14 protein-coding genes are annotated in these 13,409 nt (G+C 59.2%); 4 read left to right on the forward strand and 10 right to left on the reverse strand.

Annotation, left to right across the window (positions count from 1 at the left end):
• Window positions 1–32 precede the first annotated feature (32 nt).
• The 5 genes from JH25_RS13140 to JH25_RS13120 form a co-directional block, all read right to left on the reverse strand.
• Complete coding sequence (locus tag JH25_RS13140) at window positions 33–761, reverse strand: carbonic anhydrase (RefSeq protein WP_005783421.1); 729 nt, start codon at window positions 759–761, stop codon at window positions 33–35.
• A 228-nt stretch (window positions 762–989) separates the two neighbouring features.
• On the reverse strand, window positions 990–2,048 hold the full coding sequence (locus JH25_RS13135) for a PA0069 family radical SAM protein (protein WP_032878571.1): 1,059 nt from the start codon (window positions 2,046–2,048) through the stop codon (window positions 990–992).
• 81 nt (window positions 2,049–2,129) lie between these two features.
• Window positions 2,130–3,428 carry a cytochrome c gene (locus tag JH25_RS13130; RefSeq protein ID WP_032878572.1) on the reverse strand — a complete coding sequence of 433 codons (1,299 nt, stop codon included), beginning with the start codon at window positions 3,426–3,428 and terminating at the stop codon, window positions 2,130–2,132.
• A gap of 12 nt (window positions 3,429–3,440) precedes the next feature.
• Window positions 3,441–5,225 (reverse strand): GMC family oxidoreductase, encoded by a 1,785-nt coding sequence (locus JH25_RS13125; RefSeq protein ID WP_005783418.1) that lies wholly within the window; start codon window positions 5,223–5,225, stop codon window positions 3,441–3,443.
• A gap of 2 nt (window positions 5,226–5,227) precedes the next feature.
• Window positions 5,228–5,980 (reverse strand): gluconate 2-dehydrogenase subunit 3 family protein, encoded by a 753-nt coding sequence (locus JH25_RS13120; protein WP_032878573.1) that lies wholly within the window; start codon window positions 5,978–5,980, stop codon window positions 5,228–5,230.
• Between the two features lie 275 nt (window positions 5,981–6,255).
• Between JH25_RS13120 and JH25_RS13115 the strand changes: the two genes are divergently transcribed.
• Complete coding sequence (locus JH25_RS13115; RefSeq protein WP_032878574.1) at window positions 6,256–6,912, forward strand: dual specificity protein phosphatase family protein; 657 nt, start codon at window positions 6,256–6,258, stop codon at window positions 6,910–6,912.
• Window positions 6,913–7,018: 106 nt separating this feature from the next.
• Here the strand turns inward: JH25_RS13115 and JH25_RS13110 are convergent, their stop codons facing one another.
• Window positions 7,019–7,294 (reverse strand): YheV family putative zinc ribbon protein, encoded by a 276-nt coding sequence (locus JH25_RS13110; protein ID WP_032878575.1) that lies wholly within the window; start codon window positions 7,292–7,294, stop codon window positions 7,019–7,021.
• The gene (gene prlC / locus JH25_RS13105) at window positions 7,291–9,342 is read right to left on the reverse strand and encodes an oligopeptidase A (RefSeq protein ID WP_032878576.1); all 2,052 of its coding nucleotides are present in this window, start codon (window positions 9,340–9,342) and stop codon (window positions 7,291–7,293) included. The genes JH25_RS13110 and prlC overlap by 4 nt, the downstream gene beginning before the upstream one ends.
• A gap of 102 nt (window positions 9,343–9,444) precedes the next feature.
• On the opposite strand from prlC, the gene JH25_RS13100 reads away from it, so the two are divergent.
• Both JH25_RS13100 and JH25_RS13095 read left to right on the forward strand, forming a co-directional pair.
• Window positions 9,445–9,987: a gamma carbonic anhydrase family protein gene (locus tag JH25_RS13100; RefSeq protein ID WP_005783413.1), complete on the forward strand. Its 543-nt coding sequence runs from the start codon at window positions 9,445–9,447 to the stop codon at window positions 9,985–9,987.
• Window positions 9,984–10,643, forward strand: coding sequence for an HAD family hydrolase (locus tag JH25_RS13095; protein ID WP_032878577.1), 660 nt, complete (start codon window positions 9,984–9,986; stop codon window positions 10,641–10,643). The genes JH25_RS13100 and JH25_RS13095 overlap by 4 nt, the downstream gene beginning before the upstream one ends.
• Before the next feature lie 95 nt (window positions 10,644–10,738).
• On the opposite strand, the gene JH25_RS13090 is transcribed toward JH25_RS13095, so the two are convergent.
• A complete protein-coding gene (locus tag JH25_RS13090) occupies window positions 10,739–11,782 on the reverse strand; it encodes an aminopeptidase (protein ID WP_032878578.1) in 1,044 nt (347 codons plus the stop codon).
• Window positions 11,783–11,892: 110 nt separating this feature from the next.
• Between JH25_RS13090 and JH25_RS13085 the strand changes: the two genes are divergently transcribed.
• On the forward strand, window positions 11,893–12,315 hold the full coding sequence (locus JH25_RS13085) for a PA0061/PA0062 family lipoprotein (protein WP_005783410.1): 423 nt from the start codon (window positions 11,893–11,895) through the stop codon (window positions 12,313–12,315).
• A gap of 1 nt (window position 12,316) precedes the next feature.
• Here the strand turns inward: JH25_RS13085 and JH25_RS13080 are convergent, their stop codons facing one another.
• Together JH25_RS13080 and JH25_RS13075 are read right to left on the reverse strand one after the other, a co-directional pair.
• Window positions 12,317–12,556: a DUF1161 domain-containing protein gene (locus JH25_RS13080; RefSeq protein ID WP_005783409.1), complete on the reverse strand. Its 240-nt coding sequence runs from the start codon at window positions 12,554–12,556 to the stop codon at window positions 12,317–12,319.
• 211 nt (window positions 12,557–12,767) lie between these two features.
• Entirely contained in the window at window positions 12,768–13,199 is a 432-nt protein-coding gene (locus tag JH25_RS13075) for an OsmC family protein (RefSeq protein ID WP_032878579.1), read from the reverse strand.
• Between the last annotated feature and the right edge of the window lie 210 nt (window positions 13,200–13,409).

Genomic DNA, 13,409 nt, shown 5'->3' on the forward strand with positions numbered 1-13,409 from the left:
GCAGCCACCGCGTTACCCGGCAGGGAAGTGTTTTAGAAGCGCGCTTTAGGCGTCGCTGAAGGGATCGGCTCGGTGCCGTTCAGCGGTCGGAACGCCGCTTTGTCCGCATCGTAGGCCCGAATTTCGCTGGTCTCGATGTTGTAGATCCAGCCATGGATAAACAAATGACCATTGGCCATGCGCGAAGCCACGGAAGGGTGGGTGCGCAAATGTTGCAGTTGGGCGATAACGTTTTCTTCGGTCAGCACCGCCATGCTCTCGCCTTCGTTGGCGCAGTCGCAGTTGTCATGGACCATGGTCTTGGCGACCTCGGCGTGACGCAGCCATGCCTTGACCGTCGGCATCTTTTCCAGGCTGTCTGGGTTGAGTACCGCGCGCATCGCGCCGCAGTCGGAGTGCCCGCACACAATGATGTGCTGTACACCAAGGGCAAGCACCGCATACTCGATGGCCGTGGAGACACCACCGTTCATTTGGCCGTAGGGAGGCACCACGTTACCGACGTTACGGGTCACGAACAGGTCGCCCGGGGAGCTTTGGGTAATCAGCTCGGGCACGATGCGCGAGTCGGCGCAGGTAATGAACATTGCCCGCGGGCTCTGGGCCGTGGCAAGTTTCTTGAAGAGTTCTTCCTGCTGAGGGAAGACGTCGTGATGGAAATGCAAAAAACCGTCAACGATGTGTTGCAGCGCTGCATCGGCGGACTCCGCCACAGGGGCTGAAGCCGACGCAGCCAACGGCTGTTTATCCTTGTCACTCATGATTCATCCTCTTGATCAATGCAGGGGAGGGTTCAGGTCAGTTCGACGCCAGGGCAGTGAAATAGTTGTAAAACCACCGCAGAACAGGGCACCGACTCGTCAGTCACTCGCTGAACAAGGTAACCGCTGAAACTTAACTCAAACTGAATGAAACGCTCTAGATCGCGGGTTTCAGTGATGTCAAAAGGCGACTATTCCTACGGTAAATTCACCGCCATCTTCTTCAGTTTACAACAATGTCATCTGTCTGCCCGGTGGGCAGAATGCGGTGCAATCCAGGTTGAATCCTTCGCGTCGGTTCAGCCCCAAACGCTTGATCGCCTTGCTGAAGCGTTGAGCCAGCAAATCGGCAAAGGGCCCTTCACCCCGCATGCGCACACCGAAGCGGCTGTCATACACCTCACCACCGCGTACCTGACGCACCAGGCTCATCACATGAGCCGCACGCTGCGGGTAGTGTGCCGCCAGCCACTCCTCGAACAGCGGCGCCACTTCCAACGGCAGGCGCAGCATCATGTACGCCGCGCTTTGCGCACCGGCCGCATGAGCCTCGGTCAGCAGGTTTTCCAGCTCACTGTCGTTGATCATCGGAATCATCGGCGAGCACAACACACCCACCGCAATACCCGCGTCGCGCATCACCCGAATGGCCCGCAACCGCGCCTTCGGCGCCGCCGTGCGTGGCTCCAGGATGCGCTTGAGCTCGTCATCCAGGCTGGTCAGGCTGATCATCACCGCCACCAGGCGCTGACGGGCCAACTCGGTGAGCAGGTCCAGATCACGCAGGATCAGCGAGCCCTTGGTGATGATCGTCACCGGGTGACGGTAGCGTAGCAGCACTTCAAGGGTTTGCCGCGTGATCCTGTATTCGCGTTCGATAGGCTGGTACGGATCGGTGTTAGAGCCCAGGTTGATCGGCGCGCACACATAGCCAGGCTTGGACAGCTGCTGCTCCAGCACATCGGCCGCATTGCTCTTGGCAATCAGCCGGGTCTCGAAGTCGAGCCCCGGGGACATGTCCCAATAGGCATGGCTGGGCCGTGCATAACAATAGATGCACCCATGCTCACAGCCGCGGTAAGGGTTGATCGAGCGATCGAACGGCAAGTCCGGCGAGTTGTTGCGGGTGATGATGGTCTTGGCCGTTTCGATACGCACTTCGGTGCCTTGAGTGGGCGGCACCTCCTGGTACCAGCCATCGTCCTCGGCCACGCTGACCGTAGGTGCAAACCGGTTGTGCAGGTTGGTGGCCGTGCCCCGACCCCGGGGCGGCAGCGCAGTAGTCATGAAAACGCCTCGATACTGTTTTTATATACAGTATCGAGGCGCGGGGTTGCTGACCAGTGCCGTTGGGCGGCTAGAGTGGGATCAGTGCTTTTGCGTCACCTGCCCCAGATCATCGCCCGACGTGGTGCGCATATCGCTTTTGCGCAGACCTGCCACATCGCTGGCGTTTACCGGCGCACCTTGGTTGCCCCAGCTGCCACGGATAAAACTGACCACATCGGCCACTTCCTGGTCCGACAGCCGCCAGGCGAATGCCGGCATGGTGAAGGTGGACGGCGCGGTATGCGTCGCCGGCAAGGTACCGCCGTTCAACACAATGTTGATCAACGACGTGGCGTCCGCCGTCTGCACGACCGGGTTACCCGCCAGCGCCGGGAACACCCGCGTATAGCCATGACCATCGGTGCGGTGGCAGGCCGCGCAGTTGTCGATATACACCGAGGCGCCCGGCTTGCTGTCATCACCTTTCCAAAGCGCCTCGGCCACCTGCTTGTCGTACTGGTGCGGCTGATCCTTGGGGTCCACCGCCGGCAGGCTCTTGAGGTAACGGGCGATAGCGGTCAAGTCATCTTCTGACATGTACTGCATGCTGTGGACGACAACATCGCTCATACCACCGAACACCGCACTGCGGTCACTGCGACCGGTCTTGAGAAACTGCACCAGTTGCTCTTCGCTCCAACTGCCGAGACCGTCCTTGTGGTCGCCGCGCAGGCTTTTCGCAATCCAGCCCTCCAACGGCGCGCTGCCGGACAGGAAGTCGTTGCCGTCAGTGGCGCTCAGGGCTTTTTCCTGCATGGTCAGGGCACGCGGCGTATGGCAGGCGCCGCAGTGTCCCAGGCCTTCCACCAAGTACGCGCCACGGCTGATCACCGGATCCGCTGCGGCTGGTGACGGTTGCGTCTCGACCGCCGGCGCAAACATCCAGCGCCACGCGGCCAGCGGCCAACGCATACTCAAAGGCCAGGGGATATCGCTGTCCTTGTTCTCTTGGGCGACCGGCTCGACGCCCTTCATGAAGTACGCATACAGCGCTTGCATATCGCTATCGCTGACACGCGCGTAGGACGGGTAGGGCATCGCCGGGTAAAGCGTACTGCCGTTCTTGGCGACGCCATGGCGCACGGCCTTGTCGAAGTCTTCGAAGCTGTAGTCGCCCAGGCCGGTCTTGTCTGGGGTGATGTTGGTGGAGTAGATCACGCCGATGGGTGTTTCCATCGGCAGGCCACCGGCGAAGGGTTTGCCGCCTTTGGCGGTGTGGCAAGCCACGCAGTCGCCGGCACGTGCCAGGTATTCACCCTGCTTGATCAAGTCAGATTCCGCAGCGCTCACCGAGCAGCTGCTGAAGAGCGCCAGGGAGGCGATAACGAGTGCTTTCATGGTCATCGCTCCTTATGCCTGAACCAGTGGGCCGGGGTTTTTCAGGTACTGCTCGCGGATTGCTCGAGCTGACCAATAGGTCAAAGCTGCCACCAGGCCGGTAGGGTTATAGCCCAAGCCCTGTGGGAAAGCGGACGCGCCCGGGACGAACACGTTGTGCACATCCCAACACTGCAGGTAGCGGTTCAACGCACTGGTTTTCGGGTCGGTGCCCATGATGGCGCCGCCGTTGAGGTGGGTGGTCTGGTAAGAGGCGGTATTGAAGTGATCACCGACTTTTTTACCCAACACGGCGATGGCCTTGGGGTTCATCGCCTGTGCGACCTTGCCCATTTTCTCGACCATGAAGCGGTTCATCTTGATGTCGTTTTCCTGCCAGTCGAACGTCATGCGCAGCAGCGGCAGGCCGTAGGCATCGCGGTAAACCGGATCCAGATCCAGATAGTTACTACGGTAGGATTGATGGGCACCGTGAGCATCCATCGACACCTGGTGGGTGTAGTAATCGGCGGTGGCACGCTTCCAGGCGCTGCCCCAGGCCGGCGTGCCCGGCGGGTTGGAAGTACCGGCAATCGGCCGGCTGCCCGCCTGGTTTACCCACATCGGCGAGCCCCCCACGAAGCCGTGGGGGCCGTGGTCGAAGTTGTCGGCGTTGAAGTCGTCGATGGCCACGCCATTGCCGCCCGCGCCGATGAAGTTGTTGGTGTGGGTGTCCTTATCAAAGAACGCCTTGATGGTGCCCATGTTCTGGTAAGCGAAGTTGCGGCCTACCACGCCCTCATTGGTAATCGGGTCGTAGGGTTTGCCGATGCCCGACAGCAACATCAGGCGCACGTTATGGAACTGGAACGCGCCCAGAATCACCAGGTCTGCCGGCTGCTCGCATTCGCGGCCCTGGGCATCGATATAGGTCACGCCGGTGGCTTTTTTCTTGGTGCTGTCGAGGTTGACCTTGAGTACGTGGGAATTGGGCCGCAACTCGAAGTTGGGCACCTGGCGCAGGGCCGGCAGGATGTTCACGTTCGGCGACGCTTTGGAATACATGTAGCACACGTAGCCACTGCAAAAGCCGCAGAAATTGCACGGTCCCATCTGCGCGCCGTAGGGGTTGGTGTATGGCCCCGACGTATTGGCCGACGGCAGGTTGTAAGGCTTGTAACCCACCTCCGTCGCTGCTTTCTGAAACAGTTGTGCGGAGACCGTATTCTTCTGCGCCTCCAACGGGAACGGGTTGGAACGATCCGGCGCGTAAGGGTTGCCCCCACGGCCTTCGCCTACCAACTGACCTTTGACCGTCCAGGCCTGCCCGGAGGTACCGAAGACTTTTTCCGCATAGTCGAAAAACGGCTCCAGCTCTTCATAGCTGACGCCGAAATCCTGGATGGTCATGTCCTTGGGAATGAAGTTCTTCCCGTAGCGTTCCTCGTAATGGCTGCGCATACGCAACTCGATCGGATCGACACGAAAATGCACGCCCGACCAGTGCAGCCCCGCGCCGCCCACGCCGTTACCCGGCAGGAACGCACCGAGTTGACGGTTGGGCAGGGCCACATCATTCACACTATGGCGAATGGTTACTGTCTCTTTGGAAATGTCCTGGAACAGCTTCTTACGCACGCTGTAGGTCAATTCGTCGATGACCTGGGGATAGTTGCCGTCCGGATAAGTGTCCTGCATCGGGCCGCGCTCCAGCGCTACCACGTTGAGGCCTGCTTCCGTCAGCTCCTTGGCCATGATCGCGCCGGTCCAGCCAAAGCCTACAATCACCGCATCCACTTTCTTCATGATGGTCGCCACGTTTATGCCCTCTCGCCGCGAATGGAAACAGCCGGGAAGGGGTATTGCTCGTTGCGTTCCACCCAATCCATGAAGTCGGCGCGGGCGCCGGGGAAGCCGATCATGGTCCAGCCGACCATGCCTTTATTGCCGCCATGGATCGGGTCGCAGAAGAAACCTTCCTTGGTGTTTTGCAGCAACAGGTTAAAGAACATCTTTGGCGGCACGGCGTCGAAGTGCGCGGCAACTTCGCTGCCGCCAGCCTCCAGACGGCGTAGCATGTCGTCTCGGGTAGCGCTGTCTTGCGCAGCAAAAGCCTTGCCGTTGAACGCTTTCGACCAAGCGTCCGTTGCAGCGATACCCAGGCGATAGATTTCCTTGGGTACCAATTTGCTCTGCCAGCCCATTTCCGGCGGCGCATCGGCGTTGAAGGGACCTTGCATGAACCACAGGGCGCCGCTGGCGTAAGGGGTGTTCATCTGGCGGTCGATATATTCCGGCGCGCCAGCTTCCAGTGCGCCAGGGCCTTGGGCATCAGCCGGAATCAAGCGCTCGACGGCGGCGTTGATGAACGCCCATTCCTCGGCCGTGAAATAGCTCGGCTCATAGGCTTTATCGCTCGTCGCAGGTTTGGCCGGCGCCGCTTGGGCAGGCTCCGGCGTGGCCATCAGCATCGAACCACCCAGGCCGGTGCTGGCAACCGTGACCACCGGGATCAAGGTCAAGGATTTGCGTAGAAAGTCACGCCGGGGGTTGTCTTGATCTTGATCAGACATGGATACACCTCATCATGTGGTCACGGGTTTATCCGCCGCTTCTGGGAGCAGCGTGAAGGCTTGCCAAGCAATGGGATCCAAAAACATAGAACACATTGGCAAACAATAGTTACAAATGATAGCAGGCTAAGAATTGAGAAGAGTCGATTCAGCGAGAAAAACACCGGATCAGATCGGATGAATCACAATTCTTTGACGAAGACCTCACGCGACATTGACCGCCCCTAAGCGAATCTGCGGCCCATCAGCCACTTCCTTATTCGGTCACACTGTCCATGTTCAACACACGATTACTGCCTATCCTCGGCTTGGCGGTCATGGCCCTGTTCAACACGCTTCAAGCCCAGGCCGATGACGCGATCTCGATCCGCTCGCCGGAATGGGCCCAACCAGTGGGTGACCAGTACAACCTGCATCAAATGACGCCCACGCTCTATCGCAGCGCATTGCCAGACGGTGATGCACTGCCCATTTTGGAAGAACTCAAGATCGCTACCGTCATCAACTTTTTGCCGGAATCTGATGCGCAGTGGCTTAAATCATCTGATATCAAACAGGTGCAGTTGAGCTATCGCACCAACCATGTCGACGATTCCGACGTGTTGGCGGCGATCAGAGCGATTCAGACAGCAGAAGCAGATGGCCCGGTGTTGATGCACTGCAAGCACGGCGCCGACCGGACTGGCCTGATGGCAGCGATGTATCGGGTGGTGGTTCAGGGATGGAGCAAGGAGGACGCGCTGAACGAGATGACCTTGGGCGGCTTCGGCAGCAGCAATGGCTTCAAGGACGGGGTTCGCTACATGATGAAAGCCGATGTCGACAAGTTGCGTACAGCTTTGGCGAATGGCGATTGCAGCACCAGCGCGTTCGCGTTGTGCTCAATGAAAGACTGGATCACCACAACGGGCCAGGAAGAGAAAAAATTGTAGGCGTGAGCTTACTTGCGAATAACTGAATGACACCGCGTTTACTTAGGGAAACCGCGTTATCGTTAACGTTTTTCGCGAGCAAGCTCGCTCCTACAGTGAGTCCGGTTTAGTCTTTTTTGAGCTTGGGATTGGGGAAGAACTGCACCGCCTGCACTTTTGGATCCGCCGGCGCTTTCAATGCCGATGTATTGACCCGCGTGCCCAACTCCTTGGGCACCGAAAGCCCCTGATCATTCAACGTATCGGTATACCCGCAGGCCACGCATTCGCGATGCGGCACGCTGTCTTCGGTCCACATTTTCAACTTGTCCGGCTCACTGCACGCCGGGCAGACCGCCCCGGCGATAAATTGCTTTTTGGTAATCACAGGCGCTTCACTCATGCTGCCGCGTCCTCACTCAGGCCGCTGTGGCGCAAGAGTGCGTCAATCGACGGCGCCCGTCCGCGGAAGTCGACGAACAGCACCATCGGCGCCTGGGAACCGCCACGCGCCAGGATCGCTTCGCGAAACGCACGCCCGGTCTGGGCATTGAGCACACCGTCTTCTTCGAACTTGGAGAAGGCATCGGCCGAAAGCACTTCGGCCCATTTGTAGCTGTAGTAACCCGCCGCATAACCACCGGCGAAGATGTGCGCGAAGCTGTTGGGGAAGCGGTTGTAGGCCGGCGGACGCATCACCGAGACTTCATCACGTACACCTTCAAGCACCTGCGCCACGCTGCGGCCATCGCCATGAGTGGCGTGCAGCTCAAAGTCGAACAACGAGAACTCCAGCTGACGCACCATCATCAGGCCGGACTGGAAATTCTTCGCCGCGAGCATTTTTTCCAGCAGATCCTGGGGCAGGGGCTCGCCGGTTTCATAGTGGCCGGAGATCAGCGCCAGGCCCTCGGGCTCCCAGCACCAGTTCTCCATGAATTGGCTCGGCAATTCCACCGCATCCCACGCCACGCCGTTGATCCCGGATACACCGGCGTGCTCGACGCGAGTCAGCAGGTGATGCAGGCCGTGGCCGAATTCGTGGAACAGGGTGGTGACTTCATCGTGGGTCAGCAGCGCAGGCTTGCCGCTGTCGGCTGGCGTGAAGTTGCACACCAGGTTGGCGACCGGGCTTTGCAGCACGCCGTCGACCGTGCGACGACGATCGCGGGCACCGTCCATCCAGGCACCGCCACGCTTGTTGGCGCGGGCATACAGGTCGAAGAAGAAGCGCCCGACGTGCTCGCCATTTTCTTTGATTTCAAACAGGCGAACGTCCGGGTGCCAGGTGTCGAAGCCCTTCTGTTCGGCAATCTCGATGCCGTACAGGCGTTGCACAATGGCAAACAGGCCGCCCAGCACCTTGTCGATCGGGAAGTAAGCACGCAGGGCTTCCTGGGACACGCTGTAGCGCTGCTCACGCAATTTTTCGCCATAGAAACCGCTGTCCCAGCTTTGCAGGTCGGCGCAGCCTTGTTCGGCGGCGTAAGCCTTGAGCTGTTGCAGATCCTGTGTGGCGAACGGCTTGCTGCGTTTGGCCAGGTCCCGCAGGAAGCTCAGCACCTGGTCGCTGGAGTCGGCCATCTTGGTCGCCAGGCTCAGCTCGGCGAAGGACGCGTAACCCAACAATTGGGCCAGTTCCTGACGCAGGTCGAGAATCTGTTCCATCACCGGGCCGTTATCGTTCTGACCGGCATTCGGGCCCTGGTCCGACGCACGGGTGCAGTAGGCCGCGTAGACCTCTTCACGCAGGGCGCGGTCCTGGGCATAGGTCATCACGGCGTAATAGCTGGGGAATTCCAGGGTGATCAGCCAGCCGTCGAGGCCCTTGGCCTGGGCGGCGGCAGCCATTTGCGCCTTGGCCGAGTCGGTCAGGCCGGCGAGGGTGGCTTCATCGGTGACGTGCTTGGTCCAGGCCTGGGTAGCGTCCAGCAACTGGTTGGAGAATTTGCTGCCCAGCTCGGAAAGCTTGCTTTGCACTTCGGCGTAGCGCTTTTGCTGCTCCGGCGGCAGGTCGATACCCGACAGGCGGAAATCGCGCAGGGAGTGTTCCAGAATGGTTTTTTGCGCCACGTCGAAACCGGCGGCCTCGGGGCTGTTGGCCAAGGCGTCGAAAGCCTGGAACAGTTCACGGTTCTGGCCCATCTCGGTGGAGTAGGCACTCAAGGCGGGCAGGCAAGCCTCGTAGGCTTCACGCAACTCGGCGCTGTTGCACACTGCATTGAGGTGGCTGACCGGGCTCCAGGCAGCGCCAAGGCGGTCGTTCAGTTCATCCATGGCCAGGACCAGACCGGCCCATGTCGGATTTTTGCCCTGGCTTTGCAGGATGTCTGCGATAGCCACACGGTTGTCGGCGAGGATCTGTTCGATGGCCGGCTGGACGTGCTCGGCACGGATCGCCGAGAACGGCGGCAGGTCGTAGGACTGCAAAAGAGGGTTGTTCGCGCTCACGGTTGGCACCTTGGCTGAAGAAACATGTAAGAACAAAGATGGGGCCATCTTAATTACAATCAACACCCACCGCAGCTATCAGCAGAAGAGAGAGAGGCTATCGTGACCCTTCGCACCTATCAGAACCACACGCCAACCCTGGGCGCCGGGGCTTTTGTCGATATTTCGGCGGTGGTGATCGGCGATGTCGAAATCGGCCCCGACAGCTCGGTTTGGCCGCTGACCGTGATTCGCGGCGACATGCACCGCATCCGCATCGGCGCACGCACCAGTGTGCAGGACGGCTGCGTGTTGCACATTACCCATGCAGGGCCGTTCAATCCTGATGGTTTCCCGCTGCTGATCGGCGACGACGTGACCATCGCCCACAAGGTCATGCTGCATGGTTGCACGGTGGGCAACCGCGTCTTGATTGGCATGAGCAGCATCGTGATGGACGGCGCCGTGGTCGAGGACGACGTGATCATCGGCGCCGGCAGCCTGGTGCCACCCGGCAAGAAACTCGACAGTGGTTTTTTGTATGTGGGCAGCCCGGTTAAACAGGTCCGCGCGCTGACTGACAAGGAGCGCGCCTTTTTCACCTACAGCGCTGCGAACTACGTGAAGCTCAAGGACCTGCACCTGGCAGAAGGATTCGATCAATGACCCTCAACCACCCAACGGTCCTCTTCGACCTGGACGGCACGCTCACCGATCCGCGTGAGGGCATCACCCGTTCGATCCAGTACGCCCTTGGCAAATTGGGCATCGACGAACCTGACCTGACCAAGCTTGAACACTTCATCGGCCCGCCTCTGCTGCAAGCGTTCATGCACTTCTACGGTTTCGACGAGGCCAAGGCCTGGGAAGCGGTGAATTTCTACCGCGAGCGCTTCAAGGTCACCGGGCTGTATGAAAACCGCGTGTTCGACGGCGTGATGCCGCTGCTGGAAGACCTGAACAGCCAAGGGCGCCAACTGTACGTGGCCACCTCCAAGCCATGGGAATTTGCCCGCGAGATTGCGCGGCATTTCGACTTTGCCAAGCACTTCAAGGTGATTTACGGCAGCGAACTGGACGGCACGCGTACCAACAAGGTCGAGTTGATCGCCCACTTGATCCGTGAGGAAGGGCTGGACCCGGCCACAACCTTGATGATCGGTGATCGCAAGCATGACCTGATCGGCGCACGCAGCAATGGGTTGGATTCGGCGGCGGTAGGGTATGGGTTCGGCAGTTTTGAAGAGTTGAGTGCCGAAGCGCCGACCTGGCACTTCGAGACGTTGGCACAGATGCACCAGGCATTTTTGCAGCGCTCTTGAGACCGCTTTCGCAGGCAAGCCAGCTCCCACAGTTGGCCGATTTTCAACATGAGAATGCGGTCAACTGTGGGAGCTGGCTTGCCTGCGATGAGGCCCTAACGGCCAACCTTCTCCAACTGCCTCAACGCCGCTTTACGCTGCTCCACCGGCAACCCACCCAACTTCTCCACCGCCGCATAAAACCTCACCCAATCCCCACCTTCCTGCGCAAACAACGCCGCAAACGCCGGTACCCACTGGTCATACAACCCAAACGGCAAAAGCCGAGCGTTATTCATCGGCTGGTTGATCCAGGCGTCATAACGCTTGTCACCACCCCATTGGCTATCACGCAGTTGCCGGTATTCGCTGCGCAACTGCTCGAATTGCGCCGCTTTGGCCCGGCGCATCGCGTCCGCTGCCAACGGCTGCGCATACAACGCCTCCAGGCGTTTGCGGGTATCGAGAATCAGCCGGATGAATTGATCGCGTTGCTTCAACGCCGCATCGCTGACAGGCGCCAGGCCCCGTGCCGCCCGCCACTGACGGGTGCCTTCCTGCTCGACGAACGTGGCGAATGACTCGTTGAACTCGGTGTCATCCTTCACGTAGAAACGCTGGTGGGCCAGTTCGTGGAAGATCAGAGTCGCGAGGCGCTCATCACCCCAACTCATCATCGAACTCATGATCGGGTCGTTGAACCACCCCAGGGTGGAATAGGCTTCGACGCCACCGATCGACACGTCCATGCCTTGTTGCCGCAACAGCGCCGCCTCGCCACGCGCCGCGCCTTGGTTGTAGTAGCCGCGATAGGCAACGCAACCGGCGATGGGAAAGCAGTGGTTTTCAGGAGCCAGAGAAAATTCCTGCGTGGCGAAGACATTCCAGACCACATAGGGCCGGCCGATATCGGCGTATAACCGGTAGCTTTGATTATCCGGCAGATGCAAGTGCTCACTGGCAAAGGTGCGAGCTTTTTGCGATTGCACGAGATGCTCGCGCAATAGTTGAGGGCGAGTCTGGTCGGCGATAACTTCGGCAACCGGCTCCCGGGCCCGCAATAACTGCCACTGACCGCTCGCCAACTGACTGTAATAACTGACGCTGGAACAACCGCTGAGTAGCACAACCATCAACCCTGGAAGAAAACACCTGATCATGCACCGACTGCTCCTGGGTGATTTATTCGCCAGACTATCGCGCTTGAACGGGATTTTTCCATGGCGCGGCATGTTTATACTCAAGCCTCTTCTCGCGTTGAGTACCTGCCATGCGTCAGTTTCCATTGCCCGTTGCCGCCCTCCTGCTCAGCGCTTGCACTTCGGCCCCCATCCCGCCTGTCGACCCGCAACAGGCCTGGGTGGATTTCACCACGCCGACGCCGGGCTCCAAATTGGTCATGGCTCAGCGCCTGGACGGGAAAAACCTCAACGACGGGCGCTTCTTCCAAATGCCTCCCGGCCCTCACGAGCTGATGGTGCGCTTTGACTTTGAAGTGCCCGCCGGCGGCGGTTTGGGGGGCCTTAGCCAGATGATGTATCGCACCTGTTTCATGACCCTGCAGTACGACCATTTCCAGGCCGGCCAACGCTATGTGCTCGAAGGTCGCTCGCTGGCGTTCACGCCCAACATCCGGCTGTATGACTCAGCGCGCCAGTTGCTGGCCGAAGAACGCAGCGTCAACTGCATCTGAGTCAGTCATTGTTTTTCTGATAGATGATGCGCTTGGTACCGTTTTCGCACGAACCGACGATCATGGCGCTGTCATGGTTCTCGGCTTCTTCGGCAGTGATTATTTCCAGGGTGTAGGACGGAATCGCCTTGGCCTGGATCTTCACTTCGATTTCTTTCCTGAGCTCTTCACAATCTTTTGGCGCGGCCACGGCCGAAGTGGCCAATACACCGCAGATGATTGCCAAGGCAAAACGTTTCATGTGTGTAGCTCCCTGAATGCGCTGCGCACGAGTGTGCGCCTAGGCTGCATGGGCTATTCGACCACATTTTACAAACACGAGTTCTGATTTAACGCACAACTGAAAATGTGGGAGCGGGCTTGCTCGCGAATACGGAGTGTCAGTCCCCGAGATATCGGCTGATCCACCGCATTCGCGAGCAAGCCCGCTCCCACACAAGAGTACTGCTGTGTCAGTTGACCAGCGTGGCATCCAAGGTGATGGTTGCATTCAGCACTTTGGACACCGGGCACCCTTCCTTGGCCTTTTTGCTCAGTTCATCGAACTGCGCCTGGCTCGCGCCCGGGATCTTGGCTTTAAGGATCAGGTGCACGGCAGTGATCGCGAATCCGCCCTCGACCTGGTCCAGGGTCACGTCGGCCTGGGTATCAATGCTGTCAGCCTTGAGCCCGGCATCGCCGAGAATCATGGAAAACGCCATGGAGAAACAGCCGGCGTGAGCTGCGCCGATAAGCTCTTCAGGGTTGGTGCCCTTGCCGCCTTCGAAACGGGCCTTGAAGCCGTAGGGCGCTTCGCGCAGCACGCCGGTTTCAGTGGATATGGAACCCAGGCCTGTCTTCAGATCACCTTCCCAATGCGCGGATGCCTTTTTAACGATACTCATAGCTTTCTCCTCGAACGGTGGTTTTGCGTCAGTAAGGGTTCTGAGGATAGACCCGTGGGCAAAGTTCACCTTGTCGGAAAAACCTAGCGATACAGTAGGAAATTTCGGAGCCACCTATTGAATCTCGGGTATATGCCCTTATTGCATGAAGTATGCACATGCAGCGGCAGGTTTTAGCTCGTTTAAAAAAGCCTGTACGCCCTATTGGAG

It is taken from the genome of Pseudomonas sp. BRG-100, from assembly GCF_000737955.1.
GTDB lineage: Bacteria > Pseudomonadota > Gammaproteobacteria > Pseudomonadales > Pseudomonadaceae > Aquipseudomonas > Aquipseudomonas synxantha_A.

What these genes read in the sequence shown, in the direction of transcription:
- JH25_RS13140 (WP_005783421.1), bottom strand. Translation starts at nt 761, where the DNA reads ATGAGTGACAAGGATAAACAGCCGTTGGCTGCGTCGGCTTCAGCCCCT.
- JH25_RS13135 (WP_032878571.1), bottom strand. Translation starts at nt 2,048, where the DNA reads ATGACTACTGCGCTGCCGCCCCGGGGTCGGGGCACGGCCACCAACCTG.
- JH25_RS13130 (WP_032878572.1), bottom strand. Translation starts at nt 3,428, where the DNA reads ATGAAAGCACTCGTTATCGCCTCCCTGGCGCTCTTCAGCAGCTGCTCG.
- JH25_RS13120 (WP_032878573.1), bottom strand. Translation starts at nt 5,980, where the DNA reads ATGTCTGATCAAGATCAAGACAACCCCCGGCGTGACTTTCTACGCAAA.
- JH25_RS13115 (WP_032878574.1), top strand. Translation starts at nt 6,256, where the DNA reads ATGTTCAACACACGATTACTGCCTATCCTCGGCTTGGCGGTCATGGCC.
- JH25_RS13110 (WP_032878575.1), bottom strand. Translation starts at nt 7,294, where the DNA reads ATGAGTGAAGCGCCTGTGATTACCAAAAAGCAATTTATCGCCGGGGCG.
- JH25_RS13095 (WP_032878577.1), top strand. Translation starts at nt 9,984, where the DNA reads ATGACCCTCAACCACCCAACGGTCCTCTTCGACCTGGACGGCACGCTC.
- JH25_RS13090 (WP_032878578.1), bottom strand. Translation starts at nt 11,782, where the DNA reads ATGATCAGGTGTTTTCTTCCAGGGTTGATGGTTGTGCTACTCAGCGGT.
- JH25_RS13085 (WP_005783410.1), top strand. Translation starts at nt 11,893, where the DNA reads ATGCGTCAGTTTCCATTGCCCGTTGCCGCCCTCCTGCTCAGCGCTTGC.
- JH25_RS13080 (WP_005783409.1), bottom strand. Translation starts at nt 12,556, where the DNA reads ATGAAACGTTTTGCCTTGGCAATCATCTGCGGTGTATTGGCCACTTCG.
- JH25_RS13075 (WP_032878579.1), bottom strand. Translation starts at nt 13,199, where the DNA reads ATGAGTATCGTTAAAAAGGCATCCGCGCATTGGGAAGGTGATCTGAAG.